At 58.9% G+C, this 25,294-nt stretch carries 23 protein-coding genes; 4 read left to right on the top strand and 19 right to left on the bottom strand.

What is annotated here, in order from left to right:
* Positions 1 to 198: 198 nt before the first annotated feature.
* From AC1DNI_RS20575 to chvE, 8 genes are all read right to left on the bottom strand, one after another.
* Positions 199 to 1,224: a histone deacetylase family protein gene (locus AC1DNI_RS20575; RefSeq protein ID WP_477693229.1), complete on the bottom strand. Its 1,026-nt coding sequence runs from the start codon at positions 1,222 to 1,224 to the stop codon at positions 199 to 201.
* Complete coding sequence (locus AC1DNI_RS20570) at positions 1,221 to 1,724, bottom strand: N-acetyltransferase family protein (protein ID WP_477693228.1); 504 nt, start codon at positions 1,722 to 1,724, stop codon at positions 1,221 to 1,223. Before AC1DNI_RS20570 ends, AC1DNI_RS20575 begins: the two co-directional genes overlap by 4 nt.
* Entirely contained in the window at positions 1,724 to 2,656 is a 933-nt protein-coding gene (kce, locus tag AC1DNI_RS20565) for a 3,5-dioxohexanoate:acetyl-CoA acetone transferase (RefSeq protein WP_477693227.1), read from the bottom strand. Before kce ends, AC1DNI_RS20570 begins: the two co-directional genes overlap by 1 nt.
* Positions 2,657 to 2,663: 7 nt before the next feature.
* Complete coding sequence (locus tag AC1DNI_RS20560) at positions 2,664 to 4,043, bottom strand: aminotransferase family protein (RefSeq protein ID WP_477693226.1); 1,380 nt, start codon at positions 4,041 to 4,043, stop codon at positions 2,664 to 2,666.
* Positions 4,044 to 4,056: 13 nt separating this feature from the next.
* Complete coding sequence (locus AC1DNI_RS20555) at positions 4,057 to 5,694, bottom strand: N,N-dimethylformamidase beta subunit family domain-containing protein (protein WP_477693238.1); 1,638 nt, start codon at positions 5,692 to 5,694, stop codon at positions 4,057 to 4,059.
* A gap of 139 nt (positions 5,695 to 5,833) precedes the next feature.
* Entirely contained in the window at positions 5,834 to 7,033 is a 1,200-nt protein-coding gene (gene mmsB, locus AC1DNI_RS20550; protein WP_027232827.1) for a multiple monosaccharide ABC transporter permease, read from the bottom strand.
* Entirely contained in the window at positions 7,030 to 8,562 is a 1,533-nt protein-coding gene (gene mmsA / locus AC1DNI_RS20545; RefSeq protein WP_477693225.1) for a multiple monosaccharide ABC transporter ATP-binding protein, read from the bottom strand. Before mmsA ends, mmsB begins: the two co-directional genes overlap by 4 nt.
* Before the next feature lie 157 nt (positions 8,563 to 8,719).
* Positions 8,720 to 9,733 carry a multiple monosaccharide ABC transporter substrate-binding protein gene (chvE, locus tag AC1DNI_RS20540; protein WP_153670454.1) on the bottom strand — a complete coding sequence of 338 codons (1,014 nt, stop codon included), beginning with the start codon at positions 9,731 to 9,733 and terminating at the stop codon, positions 8,720 to 8,722.
* A gap of 352 nt (positions 9,734 to 10,085) precedes the next feature.
* On the opposite strand from chvE, the gene araD1 reads away from it, so the two are divergent.
* Positions 10,086 to 11,078, top strand: a complete 993-nt coding sequence (gene araD1 / locus AC1DNI_RS20535) for an AraD1 family protein (RefSeq protein ID WP_477693224.1) — start codon at positions 10,086 to 10,088, stop codon at positions 11,076 to 11,078.
* Between the two features lie 28 nt (positions 11,079 to 11,106).
* Here the strand turns inward: araD1 and AC1DNI_RS20530 are convergent, their stop codons facing one another.
* Positions 11,107 to 11,859 carry a FadR/GntR family transcriptional regulator gene (locus AC1DNI_RS20530; protein WP_477693223.1) on the bottom strand — a complete coding sequence of 251 codons (753 nt, stop codon included), beginning with the start codon at positions 11,857 to 11,859 and terminating at the stop codon, positions 11,107 to 11,109.
* Between the two features lie 342 nt (positions 11,860 to 12,201).
* On the opposite strand from AC1DNI_RS20530, the gene AC1DNI_RS20525 reads away from it, so the two are divergent.
* Positions 12,202 to 12,807, top strand: coding sequence for a sulfite oxidase-like oxidoreductase (locus AC1DNI_RS20525; protein WP_091951705.1), 606 nt, complete (start codon positions 12,202 to 12,204; stop codon positions 12,805 to 12,807).
* 88 nt (positions 12,808 to 12,895) lie between these two features.
* Positions 12,896 to 13,567 (top strand): ferredoxin reductase, encoded by a 672-nt coding sequence (locus AC1DNI_RS20520; RefSeq protein ID WP_477693222.1) that lies wholly within the window; start codon positions 12,896 to 12,898, stop codon positions 13,565 to 13,567.
* Between the two features lie 15 nt (positions 13,568 to 13,582).
* On the opposite strand, the gene AC1DNI_RS20515 is transcribed toward AC1DNI_RS20520, so the two are convergent.
* From AC1DNI_RS20515 to AC1DNI_RS20485, 7 genes are all read right to left on the bottom strand, one after another.
* On the bottom strand, positions 13,583 to 14,653 hold the full coding sequence (locus AC1DNI_RS20515; protein WP_477693221.1) for an ABC transporter ATP-binding protein: 1,071 nt from the start codon (positions 14,651 to 14,653) through the stop codon (positions 13,583 to 13,585).
* An 18-nt stretch (positions 14,654 to 14,671) separates the two neighbouring features.
* On the bottom strand, positions 14,672 to 15,496 hold the full coding sequence (locus AC1DNI_RS20510) for a carbohydrate ABC transporter permease (RefSeq protein WP_027232834.1): 825 nt from the start codon (positions 15,494 to 15,496) through the stop codon (positions 14,672 to 14,674).
* Between the two features lie 11 nt (positions 15,497 to 15,507).
* Positions 15,508 to 16,413 (bottom strand): carbohydrate ABC transporter permease, encoded by a 906-nt coding sequence (locus AC1DNI_RS20505; RefSeq protein ID WP_477693237.1) that lies wholly within the window; start codon positions 16,411 to 16,413, stop codon positions 15,508 to 15,510.
* 32 nt (positions 16,414 to 16,445) lie between these two features.
* Positions 16,446 to 17,774, bottom strand: a complete 1,329-nt coding sequence (locus AC1DNI_RS20500; protein WP_162737161.1) for an ABC transporter substrate-binding protein — start codon at positions 17,772 to 17,774, stop codon at positions 16,446 to 16,448.
* A gap of 57 nt (positions 17,775 to 17,831) precedes the next feature.
* The gene (locus tag AC1DNI_RS20495) at positions 17,832 to 18,491 is read right to left on the bottom strand and encodes a GntR family transcriptional regulator (RefSeq protein WP_091951715.1); all 660 of its coding nucleotides are present in this window, start codon (positions 18,489 to 18,491) and stop codon (positions 17,832 to 17,834) included.
* A gap of 39 nt (positions 18,492 to 18,530) precedes the next feature.
* Complete coding sequence (locus AC1DNI_RS20490; protein ID WP_477693220.1) at positions 18,531 to 19,421, bottom strand: dihydrodipicolinate synthase family protein; 891 nt, start codon at positions 19,419 to 19,421, stop codon at positions 18,531 to 18,533.
* A 159-nt stretch (positions 19,422 to 19,580) separates the two neighbouring features.
* Positions 19,581 to 20,501, bottom strand: a complete 921-nt coding sequence (locus AC1DNI_RS20485; protein WP_477693219.1) for a PfkB family carbohydrate kinase — start codon at positions 20,499 to 20,501, stop codon at positions 19,581 to 19,583.
* 192 nt (positions 20,502 to 20,693) lie between these two features.
* Between AC1DNI_RS20485 and AC1DNI_RS20480 the strand changes: the two genes are divergently transcribed.
* Entirely contained in the window at positions 20,694 to 21,584 is an 891-nt protein-coding gene (locus AC1DNI_RS20480) for an MBL fold metallo-hydrolase (RefSeq protein ID WP_477693218.1), read from the top strand.
* Between the two features lie 57 nt (positions 21,585 to 21,641).
* On the opposite strand, the gene AC1DNI_RS20475 is transcribed toward AC1DNI_RS20480, so the two are convergent.
* The 3 genes from AC1DNI_RS20475 to gcl are packed head-to-tail and all read right to left on the bottom strand — an operon-like array spanning position 21,642 to position 25,162.
* Positions 21,642 to 22,526: a 2-hydroxy-3-oxopropionate reductase gene (locus tag AC1DNI_RS20475; RefSeq protein ID WP_228016837.1), complete on the bottom strand. Its 885-nt coding sequence runs from the start codon at positions 22,524 to 22,526 to the stop codon at positions 21,642 to 21,644.
* A gap of 4 nt (positions 22,527 to 22,530) precedes the next feature.
* Positions 22,531 to 23,346 (bottom strand): hydroxypyruvate isomerase, encoded by an 816-nt coding sequence (gene hyi, locus AC1DNI_RS20470; protein WP_477693217.1) that lies wholly within the window; start codon positions 23,344 to 23,346, stop codon positions 22,531 to 22,533.
* A 31-nt stretch (positions 23,347 to 23,377) separates the two neighbouring features.
* Entirely contained in the window at positions 23,378 to 25,162 is a 1,785-nt protein-coding gene (gene gcl / locus AC1DNI_RS20465) for a glyoxylate carboligase (RefSeq protein ID WP_477693216.1), read from the bottom strand.
* Positions 25,163 to 25,294: the final 132 nt, after the last annotated feature.

Raw genomic sequence — 25,294 nt, 5'->3', positions numbered from 1 at the left:
CTGCAAACCTTAGGGCGCATTCAGCAACCGCCAGCGGCGCCCCGCCCTCGTTGTGCCGGTATATAGACCCCACCCAACAAAACTGTCAACACGCCTTTTTCAATTTCTCAAAACTTTTTCCAACCACCACCCAACCCTGTGGATAAGCGCAATTTCATGCCTGGCGCAAACGCATTCTTAACCAAACGTCCGGCCGCTTCAGCGCATCGAACCAAAGCCCGTCAGGAAAGAGGTGAGATTGTCGGAAAGCGCATCGCAGAGGTAACCGCCCTCCTGAACGATGACGGAAGGCAGGCGTAACGCCGCGATGCGTTCGGCAATTCTTGCGAATCCCGCGGTGGATACCGCAAGCCCGCCGAAGGGATCGCCCTCGAAGGCATCAAGGCCAAGCGCGACGACGAGCGCCTGCGGTGCAAAGGCCTCGATGCGCCGGCATGCGGAGTCGAGAGCTTCCAGAAATATATCGTCGCCGGATTTGCGTGCCAGCGGCAGGTTGTAATTGTAGCCGAGCCCTGCCCCCTCGCCGCGCTCGTCGGCATAGCCCCAGAAGAATGGATAGAAGCGCACCGGATCGGCATGGATCGACACGGTAAGGACGTCGGCTCGGGCATAGAAAATCCCTTGCGTACCGTTGCCATGATGCAGATCCACGTCAAGAATGGCCACGCGATCAGCATGCTTGCGCAGCGCTTGCGTGGCGACGGCGGAATTGTTGATGAAGCAGAACCCGCCGGCAACGTCGGCGAAGGCGTGATGACCGGGGGGGCGGCAGAGGGCATAGGCGGCTGGTTCACCCGACATCACCGTTGCGGCTGCCTCCACCGCGCTCCAGGCGCTCCAGCAGGCACTTTCGAAGGTTTCCGCGGAAATCGGGCAGGACGTGTCGGCCATATGGTAGCCGGCCTGGCCGACCGCCGAGGCCGGATAGCTGCCGGAGCGATCGATGGGGTGAATATTCGGAATGACTTCCTGCGAGGCACCCGGGATCATCTGCCAGCGCCGATAGATGTTTTGCAGGAACTCGAGATATTCCGGCGAATGCACCGCTGCGATCGGGGCGAGACCATGATCGGACGGGTGGTGAATACTGCAACCTGCGGCCCGCGCGCCGGCAAGCAGGCGATCGATACGTTCGGGTTTTTCCGGATTGGGCTGCGGCGCGCCGCTCGAAAGGAAACCCTTCGGGTCGTGACGCCGCTGCTCTTCCGCGTAGAACGTTTTCATCGCCTCTCCTCGTCGATTTCATGTTCCGCCAGTGCGATGAAGGCATCGCCATAAATGGCGTGGATATGTTCGGCTTGCGACCACTCTATGCCAAGGCGGCCATAGAAATTCTGGGCGCCGAGATTGGCTGTATCCACGGAAAGCCGCAAGTAAGCGGCACCGTTTTCGCGGGCGCGGGCGGCAGCCGACTTAAGCAGGCGCTCCCCGACCCTGCTGCCGCGAAAGGCCGGCTCGACGTAAATGTCCTGAACATAGATGCCGGGCCTGCCGCGCCAGGTTGAGAAACTTCGAAAGTACAGGCACATGCCGGCAAAAGCGCCGCCAATCTCGGCGATAAGCGTTTCGAAAGCAGGCTTGTCGCCGAAACCGTAGCGCGCAAGATCCTCCGGCGAACTCGTCACCCGCGCTTCAGACCCCATGCCCCGTGCCATCGCAACAATCGCATCATGCAAGAGCTGCACGTCGCTCGCCTCGGCGAGGCGAATGGACACCGGCGCCATCAGAAGGCCACCCGGTCGCCGCCCTTCAAGGCGAGCATGCTGCGGGCCTCGGCCGGCGTTGCTACATCGAGCGACAGGGCATCGAGAACCGTCCGGATGCGCCGCACCTGATCCGCATTGGACCGAGCAAGTTCGCCGCGCCCGAGCATGAGGCTGTCCTCGAGGCCTACCCGCACATTGCCACCCATCGCGGCAGCCATCGAAATCATCGGCATCTGGTGACGACCCGCTGCCAGCACCGAGAAATCGTAGCTGTCGCCGAAGAGCTTGTCGGCAATACGCTTCATGTGGGTAAGATTTTCAGGATCAGCCCCGATACCGCCGAGGACCCCGAATACGAACTGGATGAAAAGCGGTCCCGCGACAAGCCCGCGATCACGGAAATGGGCAAGCGTATAGAGATGGCCGACATCGTAGCATTCGAACTCGAAGCGCGTGCCACAGCCCTCGCCGAGCCGCTTCAAAATATCCTCCATGTCGGCGAACGTGTTCTTGAAAATGGTGCTGCGCGTCGCTTCGAGGAGCTGCGGCTCCCAGTCGTGCTGCCAGGCGGTGTAGCGGTCAAGAGCAGGAAAAAGCCCGAAATTCATCGAGCCCATATTGAGCGAACACATTTCCGGTTCGGCCTGGAGCGCCGCGGCGAGGCGGTCGTCGAGCGTCATAACCGAGCTGCCGCCGGTCGAGATATTGATGACCGCATCGCAGGCCTGCTTGATGCGCGGCAGGAATTGCATGAACACGCCCGGATCGGCCGAGGGCCGGCCGCTTTGCGGATCGCGCGCATGCAGATGCAGGATCGAAGCGCCCGCCTCCGCCGCATCGATGGCCTGCGTCGCGATCTCGTCCGGCGTGACGGGAAGATACGGGCTCATGGTCGGCGTATGAACCGAACCGGTGACCGCGCATGTGATGATGACTTTTTTCCTCGCCATATCGCCCTCAACCGTTAGCGGGAAGATCGAGTTCACTTGCGAGCTGGCGCAGCGTGTCGTCGAGAATATTTGCGATTTCCGCGATCTCGTCGCGGGTAGTGATCATCGGCGGACATACCAGGAAATGATCGCCCTCGACTCCGCCGCGCGTACGCCGCGAATAGATGATGAGGCCTTTATCATATGCGATGTCGACGACGCGCTGGAAGGCATTCTTCTCCTTCGGCAATGGCCGCATCGTCGATTTGTCGGAGACGAATTCCGCTGCGAGAAGCAAGCCCTTGCCGCGCACATCGCCGATGAACGGATAGCGGGCGGCCAGCGCAACGAGCTCGGCCTTGAGAAGTTCGCCCATGGCCGCGGCATTGCCGACGAGATCATGCCGCTCAATTTCATCAAGAACCGCGCCGCCGGCAGCGCAGGCCAGCGGATTTCCGGCATAGGTATAGCCATGCTGGAAGCCGCCATTGTCAAGCACCGGCTGGACCATGCGCGAGGGTGCTACCATGGCGCCGAGCGGGCTATATCCGGAGCCGAAACCCTTCGACAGGGCGATGAGGTCCGGCCGGCAATTCCAGTGGTCGCCGCCGAGGAACTTGCCGGTGCGGCCGACGCCGCTCATGACTTCGTCATGGATCAAGAGCACGCCGTAGCGGTCGCAAATCTCGCGAATCCGGCTGTAATAGCTGTCCGGTGCGACGAGCGCGCCGGTTGATGCGCCGCCGATCGGCTCCATGATGAAGGCGAGGACTTCTTCCGGCCCTTCTGCGAGGATCGCTTCTTCGAGCTTGTCGGCGTAGCGCAGGCCGCGTTCCTCCATCGAGAAGTTATCGCGGTCGAGATAGGTTGTGGGCGCCGGAATGCTGGGCATTTCCTTCATCATCAGCCGGAATGGATCGGTCAGCGCCGCATAGCCCGTAACCGCAAGCGCACCGAGCGTGCCGCCGTGATAGGAGGGGAAACGCGATATGACCTTCCAGCGCCGGCTTTGGCCAATCGCCAGCGCGTATTGCCGGGCGAACTTCAGGCAGGATTCCACTGCCTCCGAACCACCGGAGACGAAGAAAACCTTGTCCATGCCAGCCGGCATATAGGCCGAGATGCGGCGCGCGAGATCTTCGGCGGGCTCGTTCTCGAAATGCAGCCGATATGCGAACGTGACCTTGTCGAGCTGCTTCTTCATCGTCTCGATGACATGGCGATTGCCGTGGCCGATATTCACCACCATGGCGCCGCTCGAACCGTCGATGTAGCGGTTGCCTGCTTGATCCCACAGGTAAATACCCTCGGCCCGGTCGACGAGCGGACGCCGCAGGCGGCTTTGGTAGAAGAGGTGCGAGGCGGCGCGCGGTGCAGGCGTGATCTTCGGCATTGGCTGGCTGGACATCTTTATTCCGTTGTTATCGTTGAAGGTAGCGGTCGAGGACGTTGGCAGTGACACGTTCGACCATTGGATCGCGGCGCAAGAGCCCGGAAACCCACTCGCAGGTTCCGGCGTGGAAGACCTCGCCCTTGCCGCGCGGAAAGTTTACGATCATGCCAGCGCCGCGCTTGTAGCGCTCGACGGCCGCATCGCCATGATTGCCGGCAAGAACATCGGCGACGAAGAGCGCATCCTCGTCGCCGAGGAACTGGGCGTCCGCAGGGATATCTGCGCTTTCCTCCTTGAGCGAGGAGAGACCAAGGCCAAGAATCTGCAATCCTTCCGGCGGGTTGCCTTCGCCGGTCGGCTCCGGCAGCCCGTGACGGATCACGTAGTCGAGGCCATCAACCTCGTAGCCGAAAATGTGGCTATCTGCACCGAGGACGTCGCCATAGTAGATGCCCGTCCCCGCGAAAGCCCAATGCTCCGGCCGGTAAATCGGAAATCCGCGCGCGCCGCGCGGTGCGCAGCCGCCCCAGCCGGCATAAAGTCCATACGTGGCATTAAGGCCGAAGGTCTCGGCGCCAGGGCGGCCGATTTCCTTCGCCTCCCATGAATTGGTGACGCGGCGAATATCGCCCGCGTGATAGAAGGGGTCTTCGGCGCGGGCGCGATATTTATAGCAGACCTGACGCTTGCCGGCGTTCTCGAGGCGGGTCTGCCACATGAAATTGCCGGCAAAGCGGGCGACGCGGCCGCCGCAATCGACATAGTCGTCAACCGCATCGCGCATCTCCCAGGTCCAGTACTCGTCATGGCCGACGAAGACGACGCAGTCATAGAAACCGATCAGATCGGGGGAAAAATGCAATTCGTGCTGGGTGACAAGATCGACACCATAGCCTGCACTCTCCGCCCAGCGAAAAAAGTGGCCGTCGTAACTGGCCCAGCCCGCAGAGGCATATTTCTTGGAATAACCGTTGGCATAGGCCCACTCCATGTGCGGATAGCGGGGCACCGTCGCAGGCGGAAGCGTGATTTCGAGCGGCACCCGCGGGGCTGTCGCGGGCAGGCGCACGAAACCGCGACCGAACGGTCTTTCCATGCTCACAATCGGCGCAAACTGATTGCGTTCCGGGCCGGTTATGCCCTGATAGTGGTTGGAGCCTCCCCAGCTGTTATAGGCAGCCCATGTTCCGCTGGCTGCGACCTGGAGAATGCGGCCGGCCTTTCTCCCTGGCGCCGGCTGCACGATAAACAGATGGTCGCAGGCGATGGGCGCGCCCTTGCGGCCCTCCGCGGTCAATCGCACCCGGTAGGCACCGGACGGCCACTCCGTTCCTATATTGAAATCAAATGCCGCCTCCCAGCCGCACCCTTCGACCGAGCATTGATCCGGGGTTTCCTGCCAGTAAGCACGGATATTCTCGGCTTCGAAGACGACCTCGACAGAGGCACCATCGCGGAAGATTTCTATAGCGAAGGTCGGCGCCGTCGAGCTGACGAAAAGCGTCACCCGTGCGCCCGGCTCATAGGACCATGCGTCGGTGTAGCACCAGATTTCGCCGCGATCGCCATCCATTCCCGGATATTCGTAATAGTGGCCGAGCACGGCTTCACGCCGTTCGGATTCGGTCAGTCCAAAGTCGGGAAAATCAGATTTTGCGTGCACGATGGCCACCTCCCTGGCCAGGATCGTTCACATTCATGCATCCCCCGTGACGAATAGTCAAAATGCGGCGGGGCATGCCGGAGCTATCAACGACCGGCCGCACCCTTGCACGGCCGGTCGACTATTGTTTTCAGAAAAGCGACTATGCCTTGTTCTTGTTGTAGACGTCGAAGACGACGGCGGCGAGGAGAACCAGTCCCTTGATCACCTGCTGCCAATCGATATTGACGCCCATGATCGACATGCCGTTGTTCATGACGCCCATGATGAAGGCGCCGATCACCGCCCCCATGACCTGGCCAACACCACCCATCGCCGAAGCACCGCCGATAAATACGGCCGCGATAACGTCGAGTTCGAAGCCGAGGCCCGCCTTCGGCGTTGCGGTGTTCAAGCGCGCCGCGAAAATCAGTCCGGCGAGAGCCGCAAGCACACCCATGTTGACGAAGGTGAAGAACGTCAGCCGCTCGGTCTTGATGCCCGAAAGCTTCGCCGCCTTTTCGTTGCCGCCCATGGCATAGATACGCCGCCCGATGGTCGTGCGCTTGGTCACGAACACGAAGAGCGCGATCAATAGCGACATGACGATGAGGACGTTGGGGAGCCCCTTATAGGACGAGAGCAGATAGGTCAAATAAAGGATGATGCCGGCAATGATCAGGTTCTTGGCAACGAAGAGCGCAAAGGGCTCACCCTGGTAGCCATGCTTCTCACGCTTGGCGCGTCCGCGAATGCTGAAATAGATCATGAGCGCGACGAGGACGATGCCGATGAGCATCGAGGTTATGTTAAAGGTCGTTCCGCCAAAAACATCGGGAATGAAACCCGAGCTCAAAAGCTGGAATTGCTGCGGGAATGGGCCTACCGACTGGCCGCCGAGCAGCCAGAGTGCGAGGCCCTTGAAGACAAGCATGCCGGCGAGCGTCACGATGAATGACGGGATCTTGTGATAGGCGACCCAATAGCCCTGCGCCGCGCCGATGGCGCCGCCCATGATCAGGCAAAGGATGGTCGCGGGAATATAGTGGATGTGCCACTGCACCATCATCACGGCGGCAAGCCCGCCGACAAATCCCGAGACCGAGCCAACCGAAAGGTCGATGTGCCCTGCCACGATGACGAGCAGCATGCCCAGCGCCATGATGATGATATAGCTGTTCTGCAGCACCAGATTCGTCAGGTTTACCGGTCGGAAAAGCGTTCCGTTCGTCGTGAACTGGAAGAAGATCATGATGAGGATCAGGGCGAGCACCAGACCGTATTCGCGGAAATTGCCTTTCACGGCCGATCCGTCGGTCTTGAAATCCTTCTTTCCCTGCGTTGCTGCTGTTTCGATAGTCATGATGCTTTCCCTTCAGCACGGATAATGGCGCGCATGATCTTTTCCTGGGTGGCTTCGCTTGCCGGCATTTCGCCGACGAGCCTGCCCTGGTTCATCACATAGATCCGGTCGCAGACGCCAAGCAGCTCCGGCATTTCCGACGAGATCATCAGGACGCTTTTGCCTTCGCTTACCAATTGGTTGATGATTGAATATATCTCATATTTTGCGCCGACATCGATACCGCGCGTCGGCTCGTCCAGGATCAAAAGTTCGGGATTGGCGAAGAGCCATTTCGACAGAACCACCTTCTGCTGATTGCCGCCGGAAAGGTTGCCCGTCTTCTGATAAATGCTCGACGAGCGGATGTTGGTTTTGCGGCGATATTCATTCGCCACTTTCAGCTCGGCCATGTCGTCAATGACACCATTCTTCGATACGCCGTCGAGATGGGCGATCGTCGTGTTGTGCTTGATATGGTCAATCAGGTTGAGCCCGTAGGTCTTGCGATCTTCCGTGACATAGGCAATGCCGTTGTCGACCGCCTTGCCGATCGTCGAGACATCGACCTTCTTGCCCTTGATGAAAACCTCGCCGCTGATCTTCTGGCCGTAGGCCTTGCCGAAGACGCTCATGGCGAACTCCGTGCGGCCTGCGCCCATCAACCCGGCAATGCCGACGACCTCGCCTTTGCGCACATTGAGATTGATGCCGTTGACGACGGTTCGGTCGCCATGGATGTGGTGGTGAACGACCCAGTCCTTCACCTCGAACACCACCTCGCCGATGTTGGGGTCCCGCGTCGGAAAGCGATCCGCCAATTGGCGCCCGACCATCAGGGTTACGATGCGGTCCTCGGAAATGTCCTTCTTGTCGAGCGTCTCGATCGTCGCGCCGTCGCGCAGGACGGTGATGCGATCGGCAACCTTACCGACTTCATTGAGTTTGTGCGAAATCAGGATCGAGGAGATGCCGTGCGCCTTGAATTCCAATAGGAGGGAAAGCAGCGCGTCGCTGTCCTTTTCGTTGAGGCTCGCGGTCGGCTCATCAAGAATGAGCAGCTCGACCTCCTTGGAAAGCGCCTTGGCGATTTCGACAAGCTGCTGCTTGCCGACACCGAGATTGGTGATCAGCGTCAGCGGATCTTCCTTGAGCCCGACCTTGGCAAGGAGTTCGCGGGTACGCGATTCTGCGACATGCCAGTCGATGATGCCGAATTTTGCCGGTTCGTTGCCGAGGAAAATGTTCTCTGCAATCGACAGCAAGGGAACCAGAGCCAGTTCCTGGTGGATGATGATGATGCCCTTCCTTTCGCTGTCGGCGATATCGCGAAAGTGCTGTTCTTCACCCTTGTAGTGGATTTCGCCCTCGTAGCTGCCATGCGGATAAACGCCGCTCAGCACTTTCATCAGCGTCGATTTACCGGCGCCGTTCTCGCCGACGAGCGCGTGAATCTCACCCTTGCGCACATTGAGATTGACATTGTTGAGCGCTTTCACACCAGGAAACGTCTTGGTGATGTTGCGCATTTCGAGGATAGTATCCATCAAGGTCCTCATCGATGCCCTTGCGACCGCTGGTCCGGCATCGCTCCCTTTGCATTTTTATTGGGCTTTGCGGTGCATTACCACCGGATTCCGCCAAAGCCACTTGTCAAGAAAACAAACCCCGCGCGGTAAGGCGCAGGGTTCGCTTCAGTTCGGTTGATTACTTCACCTGGTCTTCCTTGTAGTAGCCGGATCCAACGAGAATTTCCTTCCAGTTGGACTTGTCGACTTCGACTGGCTTCAGCAGGTAGGCCGGAACGACCTTGACGCCGTTATTGTACGTCTTGGTGTCGTTGATTTCCGGCTGATCGCCCTTCAGAACGGCGTCAATCAGGTTGGACGTTACCTTGGCAAGGTCACGCGTGTCTTTGAAGATGGTCGAATACTGCTCGCCGGCAATGATCGACTTGACCGACGGTACTTCCGCATCCTGACCGGAAACGAACGGGAACGGCTGATCCTTCGTGCCGTAGCCGACGCCGCGCAGCGACGAGAGGATACCAATCGACAGACCGTCATAGGGCGACAGGACGGCATTGACCTTCTTGTCGGTGTAGTAGGCCGAGAGAAGGTTGTCCATGCGCGCCTGGGCGACGGCGCCGTCCCAACGAAGCGTACCGACCTTGTCCATGCCCATCTGGCCAGATTGTACGACGAGCTTGCCGCTGTCGATCAGCGGCTGCAGGACGGACATTGCGCCATTGTAGAAGAAGAAGGCGTTGTTATCGTCAGGCGAACCGCCAAAGAGTTCGATGTTGAACGGGCCGGCTGCGTCCGGCAGTCCAAGTGCCTTCACCAGAGACGAGGCCTGGAGCACGCCAACCTGGAAATTGTCGAACGTGGTATAGTAGTCGACGTTCGGGCTGTCACGGATCAAACGGTCGTAGGCGATGACCTTGATGCCGGCATCATGTGCCTGCTGAAGGACATTCGACAGGGTCGTACCGTCGATCGCTGCGATGACCAGAACCTTGACACCCTTGGTGACCATGTTCTCGATCTGGGCGAGCTGGTTTGGAATATCGTCTTCCGCATACTGCAGATCGGTATTGTAGCCGCGCTCTTTCAGCGTCTTGACCATGTTGTCGCCATCGGCGATCCAGCGGGCCGAGGATTTCGTTGGCATTGCAATGCCGACAGTGCCCTTGTCCTCAGCAAAGCTTTGCGCGCCCATCACGCTCAATGCGAGCAGGCTTGCAGCAAATAGTTTCAGGATTTTCACGTCTGTTCCTCCCAGTTTTCCATCAAATTCGATGTGGCAATCCGAGCCTCAGCCGTTGGATTTTCTGCACCGAACCAGTTCCTCCCAGAGCGGGGTCGCACAACACTTATCGCAAAAGTATTACTTTTGAAATAGGCCTTTACACGTGTCGAAAAAATGTCGCGACCCCCTGCGGCGACGCTCGGCATAAGCCAGCCAAGCCGTTTACATCAATATAATACTATTATATTATTTTTGGAAGAAGGTTCGGCCGCTTATGTGTGGGACCTATAATTCATATACCCAAATATGCGGGAGGAAAGCCTTGAATCTGGTTCAATTGATCAATGCCAATGGAAAGCGGCAGGTTGCCGCGCGTCTTGGCGATGAGTTCCGGCACATAAAGCGCACAAAGTCTGTGCTCGAACTCGCCCATGCTGCCATTGAGGCCAAGACCAGCATCGCAGAAATTGTCGAGAGGCGCGGCCTCGGCAAGAAGGTAGACGTCGAAGCGGCCTATCGGGAGGGCCGCCTGCTTGCCCCGATCGACACCCATGATTCGGCGCATATCCACCTCACAGGTACCGGCCTTACGCATCTGGGTTCCGCGGCGACCCGCGACGCAATGCACCGCAAGATCGGCGACGCCAAGGAAGAGACGCTGACCGATTCGATGAAGATGTTCCGCATGGGTCTCGACAACGGCAAACCCAAGAAGGGCCAGACCGGCGTGCAGCCGGAATGGTTCTACAAGGGCAACGGATCGATGCTGACGGCACCGGGCGAGCCACTCCTGTCGCCCGCCTTCGCTGACGATGCGGGCGAGGAACCGGAGATCGCTGGTATCTACGTCATCGGCCCTGACGGCTCGCCGTTTCGCATCGGATTTGCGCTCGCGAACGAATTCTCCGATCACGTCATGGAGCGCGTCAACTACCTTTATCTGGCCCATTCCAAACTTCGGCCCTGTTCTGTCGGTCCAGAACTGATCGTCGGCGACCTGCCTGCTGATATCCGCGGAACGTCGCGCATATTGCGCAAGAACAAGACCATCTGGGAGAAGCCGTTCCTGTCGGGCGAGGACAACATGTCCCACACAATCGACAATCTCGAGCACCATCATTTCAAATACGGCGTGTTCCGCCAGCCCGGCGATGTTCATGTGCATATGTTCGGGACGGCCACGCTCTCTTTTGCCGATGGTGTGAAGGCAGAAAATGGCGACATCTTCGAAATCGAAGCGCCGGCGTTCGGTTTGCCGCTTCGCAACCCGCTCAAGATTGAAAAGCCGTCCAAGGTAAAAGTCAAAGCTCTCTAAGCCCTGCGCGATGTGCGGATCGCCGGTTTTAGCCGGCGGTCCCCTGCCCCGCAGCCACCACGCGCTCGGCGCCCTCGCGTATCACCACTCGCATAGCCTCTTTCGCCGCCTCCGCATCGCCGGCCTTGATGGCGTCGGCGATTGCCGCGTGCCTTGCGACGGAACGCACGTGGCTTTCGGAGTTCGGGATCGGCGAACTGATGGTAAATGTAGTAACCAGCGCGACTTCAATCAGGGCACTGATGGATCGCATGAAGGGGTTTCCCGAGGCCTCGGCAATGGCGATGTGAAACTGCAGATCGCTGTAGACGAAATCGGCCGCGGATTCGCTCGCGCTGCCCATCTTGCCAACCCAGTGGTAGAGCGTTTCAAGCTGAGCTTCGGTGCGGCGCAAGGCAGCAAGGCCCGCCGCTTCCGGCTCCAGAGCCAGCCGCATCTCGACGATGCTCGAAAGGAAATGGGCACTTGCCCCTGCCTCGAAATGCCAGACGAGGATGTCAGGATCAAACAGGTTCCATTGCGAACGCTCGCGCACCCGCGTGCCGATCTTTGCTTTCGGCTGGATGAGGCCTTTGGCAGCAAGCGTTTTAAGCGCCTCGCGAAGAACAGTACGCGAGACACCGAACCGATCCAGGAGTTCGGCATCGCCGGGTAGGATCGTGTTTTCCGGGTAAGCGCCGCTGATGATCTTAAGGCCGAGATCACGCATGACGTGGCCATGATGGGTACGTGATTGGCCCGCCGTGCGGAAGTCATAGTTGAGGAGATCGTTGTCTGCCAACTTTTTGCCTGCTATGTGCTTCGTGGGCAAAATCAGCCAACATTTGCCGCTGCTTAGCGCAAAAGCGGCAATGCCTCCCAGCTGTCCTCCCAACCTCTTGCCTCTATTTATAATATAATAATATCAATAACAATCTACAAAGCTTTATGCACACCCGAATCAGTCATTTTGATCGGTCGTTCGACGTCCCTATTATCGCAAACCGTGGGACTTGCACGTCGCCACTTGCATTATTTGATCGCTTTTCAGAACAACTTGCGCATGGTTGCACGGCACGGTTGATGCCGCGCACTTGGCTGCGGCTGGAAGCTGTGTTCTTATAAATCGAAGGAGACAGCAGACATGACGACACGCGGCTTTACGGGCCGGGGGCAATCCCCTGAAATCAAGGATCGCGTCCCGCCGGGGCAATCGCTGACAGAAGATTTTCCGGTTCTTTCTGCCGGCCCAACGCCGCGCGTTCGCACAGAAGATTGGAAGTTCACGCTCAAAGTTGGACCGAAGCCGGTCATCTCCTGGAACTGGGACGAGTTCAACGCGCTGCCGCAAACGAAGCTTACCCGCGACATTCATTGCGTGACCGCCTGGTCGAAGCTCGATACGCACTGGCAGGGCGTGCTCATCGACGATATTCTAGCCGAAGCCAATCTCGAGCCGCCCACCGACTTTCTTCTTGCGCATGGCTACGACGGCTATACGACGAACGTGCCGGTCAAGGATCTTACCGGTGGCAGAGCGATGATCGCAACGTCCTACGACGGCAAGCCGCTGACCGCGGATCATGGCGGACCAGCGCGGCTGCTCGTGCCGCACCTTTATTTCTGGAAGTCGGCAAAATGGATCAACGGCCTGCAGTTTACGGCGCGCGACGAACCTGGCTTTTGGGAATTGCGCGGCTATCACATCTATGGTGATCCATGGCGCGAACAGCGTTACACCGGCGATTAGGGCCTGAATCGTGCAGGACCAATCGGCGAACGCGCGAGTCGAATGGCAAACGGCGACCATAACCGGGATCGTTCGCCAGACAGCTCGCGTGAGCAGCTTTTTCTTCGCTCCCTCCCTACCCTTCGTCTACAAGGCCGGCCAACACGTCGATGTCCGGCTGAGCGCGCCGGACGGCTATCAAACGCAGCGAAGCTATTCCATCGCCTCTACTCCCGACAGCGGTGCAACGATCGAGCTTGCCATCGAGCGGCTCGATGACGGCGAGGTATCGACCTTCTTTCATGACGTGGCGCAGATCGGCGACGAGATCGAATTGCGCGGGCCGATCGGCGGACACTTCATCTGGACCGTCGCTGAGGGCGGGCCGATATTGCTGGTCGGTGGCGGCTCCGGCGTCGTGCCGCTCGTCTCCATGCTGCGCCATCGAAAGGCCCGGAGTTCGACTATCCCGGCGCTTCTTCTCTATTCGGCGCGAAGCTGGGATGAACTGATTTTCCGCGATGAACTGCTTATGCTTGCCGAGTCAGAAAACAATTTCGACTTGGCACTTGCCCTGACGCGCGACCCGGAGGCGCGCGCAAACCACTATACCCGTCGCATCGATGCATCCATCGTCAAGGAAAGCTTGGCCCGCCTTCCGGCCTCGCCCAAGCAAACGTTTGTCTGCGGCTCCAATGCATTCGTCACCACGGCTGCCGACGCGCTGGTCGCGGGCGGTACACCCGCCGGCTCCATCCGTGTGGAGCGTTACGGCGTCTAGCGAAACAACCTGTGCCTAATGGGCAACCGGCCTGCCGATGCGCATTCCGTTGCTTGCGTCAAACAGATGCGCATGTGCCGGGTCAATCGAGACCGTAATCACATCGCCGGGCCGGATCGAGAGTCGTTCGCGGAAGAGGCAGTTGATCTCCTGATCGCCTATGCTGCCCACCACCATGATTTCCGATCCGGTCGGCTCCACGACGTCCACCTTTACCGCGACGCCCTCGGATGCAACCTTAATGTGTTCCGGGCGAATGCCGTAGATGGCCTCATTGGAAGACGCTCTCTCCGTGCCCTTCGGCAGCGGCAGTCGCACACCATCACTCGTTACGAAAGCGTCGCCTTCGACATTGCCCTTGATAAAATTCATCGCCGGGGAACCGATAAAGCCGGCAACGAACAGGTTCGCCGGATAGTCGTAGAGGTCGAGGGGCGTGCCGATCTGTTCGACCAACCCGTCCTTCATGACCACGATCTTGTCGGCCATGGTCATGGCTTCGATCTGGTCGTGCGTCACATAAACAATGGTCGTGCCGAGGCGCTGGTGCAGGCTCTTTATCTCGCTGCGCATCTGCACGCGAAGCTTGGCATCGAGATTTGACAGAGGTTCGTCGAATAGGAAAACTTGCGGATCGCGCACGATGGCCCGGCCCATGGCCACACGCTGGCGCTGGCCGCCCGAAAGCTGGCGCGGAAACCGGTCGAGCAGTTTCTCGAGCCCGAGAATTTCAGCGGCGCGCCCAACGCGGCTCGCCTTTTCCTGCTTAGGCGCATTCTTGAGCATGAGCGCAAAGCCCATATTGTCGGCCACCGTCATGTGCGGATAGAGCGCGTAGTTCTGAAACACCATGGCAATGTCGCGTTCCTTGGCGGGCAGGTCGTTGACCACGCGATCACCGATGGCGATTTCGCCGCCGGTGATCTCCTCCAGGCCGGCAATCATGCGCAGCAGCGTCGACTTCCCGCAGCCGGACGGCCCAACGAGGATGACAAATTCGCCGTCATCGATATCGACGGAAACGCCATGCATGACATTAACATTGCCGTACGTCTTGGTGACGTCTTTGATGGATACCGAGGCCATGCGACCCTCCTTGGATAATCAGCCGCCCTTGACCGCGCCGGCGGTAAGCCCGGCGATGATCTGGCGTTGCGCAAAAACGGTGAGCAGCAGGACCGGCAAGGTCACGATAAAGGCGGCGGCCGCAAGCGGTCCCCAACTTACCTGCTCAAATGAAAGCATATTGTAGACAGCAACGGGCAAAGTCCGCGTTTCGCGGCTGGCAAGCACAATGCCGAAGACGAAGTTGTTCCAGGAGAAGATAACCGCGAGGATGAGCGACACGACGATTCCGGGCTTGGCAATCGGCAGGGCCACCATGCGAAATACCTGCCAGGACGTCGCGCCGTCGATCATTGCCGCCTCTTCGAGCTCCATCGGTGTCGTCTCGAAATAGCCGATCATGATCCAGATCACGATCGGAACCGTCACCACGAGGTGAATGATGATCTGGGGCCACAGTGTTCCGAGCAGCCCGAGGGTCTGGAACAGGAGAAACAGTGGAATGAGATAGGAAAGTCCCGGCGTCATGCGCGCGATCATGACGACGATGGCTGCCTTGTTTGCGCGCAGTCGGGCGATGCCGTAGCCGGCCGGCACGCCGACAAGCAGCGCAAGCAACGTCGCCGTACCTGTCACGAGCAGACTGTTCCAGAAATAGTGCAGGAAATCGTTTGTCGCGAAGATCTCCGTGTAATTAGACCAGGCAAAATTCTCCGGAATGAAGATCGGAGGATAGGCGCCGTTGTCGATTTCATATTTCAGCGAAAGCGACAGCATCCACAGAAAGAAGAAGATCGCGGGCGAGACGATGACGAACACGACAAGGGCGGTTCCGAGGGACTTCAGCAGGCGGCGGCGGGCCATCAACGGTCTCCTCAGCTATTCCACTTTGTCCGCTGGCGCAGATAAAGCAGAGCCAGCGACATTGTGATGATGACGATGAAAAACACGACGGCGAGGGCCGAACCGTAGCCAATGTCGTAATAGGCAAAGGCCACATTGTAGAGATAGATATTGATCGTTTCCGACGCGGTTCCCGGACCGCCCTGCGTCATGGCAAAGATGATATCGAAGCTTTTGAGCGCATCGATCGAGCGGATAATCACGGCCACCATCATGAACGGGAGGATCATCGGCAGCGTGATATAGCGAAACTTCTGCCAGCCATTGGCGCCGTCGATTTCAGCGCTCTCGAAGGGGTCACGCGGCATGGCTGCGAGCCCGCCGAGAACGATCAGCATGACGAGCGGCGTCCACTGCCAGGTTTCGACCAGAACCAGCGACGGTATCACGGTGTTCTGGTTGAAGATCCATTCCTGCGGTCCGATGCCGACGAGCGACAGAAGATAGTTGAGGACGCCAAGCTGCGGGTGGAACATCATGGTCCACACCAGCGCGATTGCAACGGGCGTTGCCATCATCGGCATGACGAAGATCCCACGCAAAAGGCCGCGCATCGGCAGTTTGCTGTCAAACACCAAGGCGGCAATCGTTCCGAGAACCAGAGGGGCCACGACCGACAAGACGGTGTAGACCACCGTGTGAACCATGGACTCCCAGAAGCGCTGGTCACCGGCGATGCGGGCGAAGTTGGCAAAGCCAACAAAGCGCTGATCACCGCCGAGATGCCACTCATTGGCGCTCATCCACAGGGTGAACGCCCAGGGGAAAATGATGACCGCCCCGACAATGACCAATGCCGGCACGACAAAGGGCCAATAGCTCGGCTTGAGCCGGCTCTTGCCTTTCTTCGCTTTGGCATCTTGGGCAAAACGGGTCATTGTCGGGGCAGCTGTTGTCATGACGACTTCGCCTAGCTTTCGCTGCGCGCGAGGACGGGACGGAACTCCTCCGTGGCGCGCTTCAATTCAGTTGCGGGATCGGCGCCGCCGAGCAGATTGGTCAGTCCGACACCCATCACATCGCGGAATTCGGTGACGGGGATGATGACGGGCAGACAGAGCTTGCTGACCTTGGCCGATTCCGAAAGCGCCGTGACCCAATCCTGCGGCATGGTTACGTTCTTGCGCACTTCTGGGTCGTTGAGGATGGAGTTGCGGAATGGAACGCCGGAACCCGTCTGCAGCAAGCGTGCACCCATCTCCTTCGAGATTGCCCATTGGCAATAGAGGTAGGCGGCTTCCTTGTTTGACGAGCCTTCCGTCACGCCAATGCCGTCGCCGAATGTCGGCGCAGCCTGGGCATTCGGTCCCTTGGGCATGACGCCGTAGCCGACCTTGCCGACGACGCGCGATTTCTGCGGGTTTTCGAGCGGCGGTGCAAAACCGATACCATCGAGCCACATCGCGACCTTGCCCTGGAGAAAGCTTGACTGGCACTCGGCCCAGTTGAAACCGGTGACGCCGGGAGGTGCCGATTTGGTCATCAGCCGCTGGTACAAGGTGGCCGCTTCGATCGCTTCGGGCGTATCGGTCTGCAGGGTCCCGTTCTCCACGGTGCTCTTGCCATAGCCGAGCATCAGGCTCGCCCAGACGGGGGTGTTGGCGTTTTTCATGCCGCGCGCGACGAAACCATAGGTTCCGCTTGCGGCATCGGTGAGCTTTTCGGCAGCTGCAACCAGTTCGTCGAACGTCTTCGGATACTCGACGCCCTTCGCGGCAAAGAGATCCTTGTTCCAATAGAGAATCCAGTAGTCGACGGAAAAGGGGAGCCCGCCGAAACGGCCATTCTGATCCTTTGCGAAGGCGAGGCCAGCTTCGGCGAAATCGCTCTCGGTGAGGCTCGGTTCGGTAAGGCTTGGATCCTTGAGGAACGGAGTAAGGTCAGCCAGCCATCCACCCTTTTCAAACTGGCGCTTCTGCACGTGATAGCTGATGTGGATGACGTCGAAGCTCGGCTTGCCGGAGGTCAGCTCGATCACCGCCTTCTGGCGCTGCTGCTGTTCCGGCGTCTGTTCGGAATTGACCTTGATGCCGGTCAATTCCTCGAATTCCTTCTGGTATTTCTGCAGGATGTCGCCGCGCGGGCTCTTGATCAGGTTCACCTCGAGCGTGGTGCCGGCAAACTTCTTCCAGTCGACATTTGCGAATGCGGGCTTCAGGCCGGTCATGCTTGCAGCGCCGAGCGCTGCCGAACCTGCCAGGAACTGCCGGCGTGTCGGGTTCAGGAATTTCATGCTCATTGTCTCCTCCTCGTGTCGTTTTTCGACGGGGCAACTCCCATTGCCGGTGTCGGGCTTTCAAACCTTCAATGCAAGATTCCTCGCATTGTTGATGTGCACGGCTATCGCTTCCATTGCCGTTGGCGGATCGCGGCTCTCAATCGCAGTCAGCACCGCGAGATGCTCGCGCATGACCGGAATGACCCGGCCGGTGATGCGGAAGCGCTCCTGATTGATGAGCCGCATCTTGATCGCATTGATCCGATAGGCCCGCGAAATGATCCCGTTATCGAGCGAATCGATTATCGTTTCATGCAGGTCCCAGTCTATAGCCTGAGCGCGCAGTTCGAGCTCCGGCGTTTCTCTGTTCTGCAGGGCCTCTTCAAGCGTATCCTCATGCTCCTTGCGCAGCTTCGCCAGAAGTTCCTCGGAAGCGGAAACGCAAAAGACCGCGATAGCCTCCTTCTCCATGAACAGGCGAAACTGAAAAGCCTCCCGGATCAGGTTGATATCGATATGCGCGATCTGTATGCCGCGCTGCGGTATGGTCCGGACGAGACCTTCGGCCTCAAGCCGCGGCACCAGTTCCCGGATCGCGCCGAGCGGCATGCCCGTCATCGCCACGAGTTGGCGTTGTGAGACGAACTGGCCGGGACTGATATCGCGGGCAAGGAGATGCTCCGTGAAACTTGCATAGGCTTTTTCTCGCAGTCTCACCGGTTCGTTGCCATCATCCATGCGCGATCTCCGTCCCCCGAGCCCTCAGTTACTCCCTTATTACGCGGCGGCAGCAATAAACAAGCGGTCGAAAATGCCGGTGACCCGCTTGGCGTCCGTATCCGACAGGCCCTGCAGTGGCGCTCGCGTCCGGCGCCAAGCATCGTCCTGATTATGATGCGCCAGAATAGCTTTCACGGCAGGCACGACCGGAAACTTCAAAATTTCTTCGACAGCTTCGATGACAGCCGGATCGTCGCGGCCCTCTTCGATGAGCGGCAGCAGGCGGTCAGGATAGAGATTGGCCATGCCTGAAATCGACCCTTGCGCGCCGAGCCGAACCGCTGCGGCCAGGGTGCGTTCGTCACCGATTAGGATGGCGAGATCCTTGTGCTTGGCAAGAAGGGCCTGGGTATAGGTCCAGTTGCCCGAGGAATCCTTGACACCGGCGATGGCTCCGGGAAACGCTTCGCGCAAACGGGAGACCAACGCGACCGAAATTTCGACAGCGGTGACCGACGGGATATTGTAGATGATAATCCCGCGTAGGCCCGCACCTATTTCCTTGAACACGGCCGAGAACCAGTCGAAGAGCCCATCGTCACTGACGTTCTTGAAGTAGGACGGCGGAGCGAGCAGTACACCGCGGCACCCGGCATCAAGAGCAAGCCGAGACTGCGCAGCAGCATCGACATACGAATTGGCCATCACGCCGACAATGATCTGCGACGGCTCCAGCCCACCTTCGATAAATGCACGAATGACATTGCCGCGCTCATCATAACCGATCGAGGAGCCCTCTCCCGTCGTGCCGAATAGGGTAACACTGCGGCAGCCACGGCCGAGACAATCCTGCGCATGCGCGAGTGCCTTCGGCACGTCGATTTGCATGTCGGCGTCAAAAGGCATGGTCAATGCTGCGGAAAGTCCAAATCGTTCAGCCCGAGACACCTGCTTCTCCCAATCTCATTGCTCACTAGAGACATACTAACATGTTAGTTGAAAGTCAACGTGTCTGTCCTGACTTTTTAGTCAGCAAAATTGGCACTGATTGAGATGGAGCTTTCTCGATTGGACAGATTTGTCCCGGCCCGGCCCCAATGTGCTCGACTAGGCCAGAAAAGCGTCGAGTTCGGCTTTCGTCGGGGCGCCGCTTCTGCCACCGAAGCGGGAACACTTGATAGCAGCCGCGGCGCTGGCAAAGCGCATGATCTGATAGATTGGGTAATTGCGCGATAGTGCCCAGGCAAAGGTGCCGTGGAACACGTCACCGGCAGCAAGCGTATCGACGACATCCACCTCGAAGGCGGGCATGTGACGCACCTCCCCTTCAAGTTCATCGTACCAGAACGAGCCTTTGTCACCCCCAGTCACCGACACAAATGCGCCATCGCGGCCGTAAAGGGCGGCCAGCGCAACGGTCGCCTTTTCGGGATCGCTTTCGCCCGTCACTCGTTCGGCGGCGGGCTCGGAAGCCACGATATGCGAGGCGAGCGGCAGCAGCATTTCCAGCGTTTCGAGTGAAGCGGTGTCGGCGTCGAGAATACCATGGACCTCAGCCTCGCGCGCTGCCTTCAGGACCTTGGCTGCCGCAAGCGGCCAGCGAACATCCGTCATCACAACGTCGAAGGTGCCTTCGATAACCGGCGGGATTTCGCTTGGGGCGGAGAGCAGTCCGGCGTCGTAATAGGGAACGATCACCCGCTCGCCCGCCGCGTCGACGAATATCGAAGAGAACGCCGAACGGGCATCGGCAACGCTGCGCACGTGCGAGCAATCGACGCCCTCGGCGATGAGTTCGGCGACGGCGCGCCGCCCGATCTCGTCATCGCCCGTCGAGGCGAACAACGAGACGCTGCCGCCTAGCCGCGCGATGCTGGCTGCTGCACTCGAGGCCATGCCGGCAGCTATTTCGACCGCCTCCTGGGGAATATACTTTCCGGGCCCGGGCGGCAGTCGGTCCAGCCGGAAGATCGTGTCCATGGTGAGCGCGCCCACGCAAAGAATTTTCGGAGTGGCTTCATTGGCCATGGAATGGAACCTTACAGATGAGGTTTGGCAGCGATATTGCGCCGGGAAACGCCCGCGGGCAGGCATCAGTTAGCGTTTCTAAGGTGTGCTTGGCAACAGGGTCGCTTGCGATCTACAACCCTTGGAGGTAATTGACTTTTCGCGTCGAAACCGGAGACACTTGGTCCCACCTTCACGGGGGGAATCGCAACAATGAAAGAGGCCGCCTTGAAACCGGTCGTCTACGCGCTTTTCGACAAGCGAACCAGTTCAGTCCAGTATGTGGTCAGCGATCCGTCGACGAAGCATTGCGCCATCATCGACCCGGTGCTGGATTTCGACGAAAAATCAGGTTCGACCGCGACGTTCAATGCCGATCAACTCCTGGAATATATCGACCGGCACAGCCTGAAGGTCGATTGGATCCTCGACACCCATCCCCATGCCGATCATTTTTCCGCCGCTCAATATCTCCGATCGAAAACCGGTGCGCCAACCGCAATCGGCGACAACGTCGTCGAGGTCCAGGAGCTATGGAAGAAGCTTTACAACTGGCCGGACTTTCCGGCCGATGGCTCGCAATGGGACAAGCTGTTTGCACCGGGCGAAGGCTTCAACATCGGTGCGCTGAACGGACGCATAATGTTCTCGCCGGGTCACACGCTGGCCTCGATCACCTATGTCATCGGCGATGCAGCCTTTATCCACGACACCATGTTCATGCCGGACAGCGGCACTGCCCGCACTGATTTTCCCGGCGGCAGCGCCGAACAATTATGGCACTCGATCCAGGCGATCCTCGCATTGCCGGACGAGACGCGTGTTTTCGTTGGCCACGACTATCAACCCCGAGGACGCGAGCCGCTTTGGGAAAGTACGGTCGCCGCGCAAAAGGCGAATAACACGCATATAGCCAAATGCCGAAACGCCGCTGATTTCGTCGCGATGCGCACGGCGCGGGACAAGACCTTACCGATGCCGCGACTGATCCTTGCCGCGCTGCAGGTCAACATCAATGGCGGGCGGCTGCCGGCGCCGGAGTCGAACGGCAAACGCTATCTGAAGATACCGCTGGACGCCCTCGACGGCGCAAAGTGGGATTAGCGAAGAGGCTCGCTACCGCAAGGATAGCGAGCCTCCCTCCTCCCCAAGATCCAGGTTTCAGGCGACCTCGTGATTCGCAATGCGCTCGAGCGCTCGAACAAGACCCGAATGGTCGAGGCCGCTGTCGCCATTGGCTGCGCAACTGTTGAAGAGTTCCTGCGTCGACGCCGTGTTGGGCAGGGAAACGCCCAGGGTTTTCGCGCTCTGCAGAGCGAGATTGAGGTCCTTCTGATGCAGCGAGATCCGGAAACCCGGATCGAAGGTGCGCTTGATCATGCGATCGCCATGCACTTCGAGGATACGCGACGAGGCAAAACCGCCCATCAGCGCCTCGCGCACCCGGGCCGGGTCTGCCCCCGCCTTGGAGGCAAGGACCAGCGCTTCCGAAACCGCCTCAATGGTGAGGGCAACGATGATCTGGTTGGCAACCTTGGTCACCTGCCCATCGCCGCAATCCCCGACCAGCGTAATGTTCTTGCCCATCAGCTTGAAGAGCGGCAGCGCGCGGTCGAAAGCCTCCTGCGAGCCGCCGGCCATGATGCTGAGCGTTGCGCCCTTGGCGCCGACCTCCCCGCCCGACACCGGGGCATCGATATATTCGCTGCCCGTCTCGCGCACCTTTTTGGCAAACTCCTTGGTTTCGATCGGCGAGATCGAACTCATGTCGATGACGAGCTTGCCCGGCTTCAACCCGAGAACGACGCCGTTTTCACCAAAAAGAACGTCCTTCACTTCCGGCGTGTCCGGGAGCATCAGGATGATGATGTCGGTCTTTTCGGCAAGCGCCTTGGGGCTCTCGACGATCTTCAGACCATTGTCGATGAGTTCCTGCTTTGGGGCGATGAAGAATTTCGACGTGTAGAGCACATGCCCCGCGTCCTGCAGGTGGCGCGCCATCGGCGTGCCCATGATACCCAATCCAATGAAACCTATGTCAGCCATTTACTCAGCTCCTCATCCTGATGATATCCGCCTGCTTGTAGGCAGCTGATGTTTCGTTCAGCCATCCAAGCCCGCGTTGCGTTTCCGTTTTTGGTTTGTATTCGCAGCCGATCCAGCCGTCGTAGCCGGCTGCGTCGATCGCCTTGAAGACGAAAGGATAATTGATCTCTCCGGTACCCGGCTCGTGACGACCGGGATTGTCGGCTAGCTGCACGTGAGCGATCAGTTGCTTGTAGCGCTCATATGTTGCGACGAGTTCGCCGCGCGTCCGCTGCTGGTGATAGAGGTCATATTGGATAAAGAGGTTGTCGCTTCCGACTTCTTCGATGATAGCGGCCGCCTGTTCGACCGTATTGAGGTAGAACCCCGGAATGTCGTAGGTGTTGATCGGTTCGATCAGCAGTCGAATATCGTATTTCGCGAGTTCTTGGGCGGCCAGGCGAAGATTGTGCACGAATGTGGTGCGCAGCGCATCTTCGGAAAGGCCATTCGGAGCGATCCCGGCAAGGCAGTTGATCTGCTTGCAGCCCAGCGCCGTCGCATAGTCGATTGCCGTCGCAACGCCCCTCCGGAACTCGTCGATGCGGTCCGGGAGAACGGCAATGCCGCGCTCCCCGGCCGCCCAGTTTCCGGCCGGAAGATTATGCAGAACCTGGACAAGATTGTTGTCGGCGAGGACCTGTTTCAGCTCCTCGACATTATAGTCGTAGGGGAAGAGGTATTCGACGGCCTCAAAGCCGGCTTCGCTTGCCAGCGCGAAACGTTCAAGAAACTGCACTTCGTTGAAAAGCATCGTCAGATTGGCGGCAAATCTAGGCATTCATGCCTCCTGAAGAAATGAAATTGCAGGTTTAGTCGAGATAGGCCGCAACCGCAGTCGGCACGTCCTCATTGCGCTCGGCAAGGTCTTCGAACTCGACGACAGCGTTGATATCGGGACCCATTGCGACATTGGTCACGCGTTCGAGGATGAACTCGATCACCACAGGAACACGGTGCTCGTCCATCAGCGCCTGCGCCTCCTGGAAAGCCTCGGCGAACTGATTGGGGCTGCGGACCCGGATCGCCTTGCAGCCGAGCCCTTCGGCGACCGCTACATGATCGACGCCGTAACCCTTCTCCGCATCGCCTGACGCATTGATATTGTCGAAGGCGAGGCTCACTTCGAAATCCATGTCGAAGCCGCGCTGCGCCTGACGGATCAGGCCGAGATAGGAATTGTTCACGACGACGTGCAGGTATGGCAGCTTGTGCTGTGCGCCGACTGCGAGCTCTTCGATCATGAACTGGAAATCATAATCGCCGGAGAGCGCAACGATCGGACGATCTGGATCGGCCGCACGCACGCCGAGTGCTGCCGGCAATGTCCAGCCGAGCGGGCCCGCCTGGCCGCAATTGATCCAGTTGCGCGGCTTGTAGACATGCAGGAACTGCGCGCCGGCGATCTGGCTGAGACCGATGGTCGTCACGTAGCAGGTCTCGCGGCCGAGCACCTTGTTCATTTCCTCGTAGACACGCTGCGGCTTCAGCGGTGTCTGGTCGAAATGGGTCTTGCGCAGCATGGTGCGCTTGCGGCTGCGGCATTCCTCCGCCCAAGCCGACCAGTCACGCAACTTTCCTGCGGCTTTCCATTCGGTCGCAACATCGAGAAACAGCTTCAGCGCCTTGCCCGCATCGGAAACGATGCCGAAATCCGGCGAGAAAACGCGGCCGATCTGGGTCGGTTCGATATCGACATGGACGAACTTGCGCCCCTCCGTATAGGTCGAGACATTGCCGGTATGCCGGTTCGCCCAGCGATTGCCGATGCCGAGCACGAAGTCGGAGGCGAGCATGGTCGCATTGCCGTAACGATGCGAGGTCTGCAGACCGCACATGCCCGCCATCAGCGGATGATCGTCCGGGATCGTGCCCCAGCCCATCAACGTCGGGATGACCGGAACACCGGCGATCTCGGCGAACTCCACCAGAAGGTCGGAAGCGTCGGCGTTGATAATGCCGCCGCCGGCAACGATCAGCGGCCGATCGGCCTGGTTGAGCATCGTCAATGCCTTTTCGACCTGCGCCCGCGTTGCTGCCGGCTTATAGGCCTCGAGCGGTTCGTAGGTGTCGGGATCGAACTCGATCTCTGCCAGTTGCACGTCGATTGGCAGATCGATCAGCACCGGACCTGGACGACCCGATCGCATGATATGGAAGGCCTTCTGGAAAACATAAGGAACGAGGCCTGGCTCCATGACCGTCACCGCCCACTTTGTAACGGGCTTGGCGATCGAGGCTATATCGACGGCCTGGAAGTCCTCTTTGTCGAGGCGGGCCCGCGGCGCCTGCCCGGTGATGCACAGAATTGGGATCGAATCGGCCGAAGCGGAATAGAGGCCGGTGATCATGTCGGTTCCGGCTGGACCTGACGTGCCGATGCACACACCGATATTGCCATGTTCCGCGCGGGTGTATCCCTCGGCCATGTGCGACGCGCCTTCGACGTGGCGCGCAAGGATGTGGCGGACAGTGCCCCGCGCCTTCAGCGCGGAATAGAACGGATTGATTGCAGCTCCCGGTACGCCAAAGGCGCAATCGATCCCCTCCTTTTCCAGAATACGGACTGCTGCATCGACGGCACGCATTTTTGTCATTGTCATTCCTCCAAATTCAATGAGAGCATAATCCATATCTGGCACTTCACAACAACAATATGGAAATAACTTCCATGATATGGAAATAAAGATTTTCAATAAAACTGGTAAAATGGGCTGCCCGCAGCTATG

Source organism: Phyllobacterium sp. 01N428, assembly GCF_056399405.1.
This window is presented reverse-complemented; position numbering and strand designations above follow the sequence as displayed.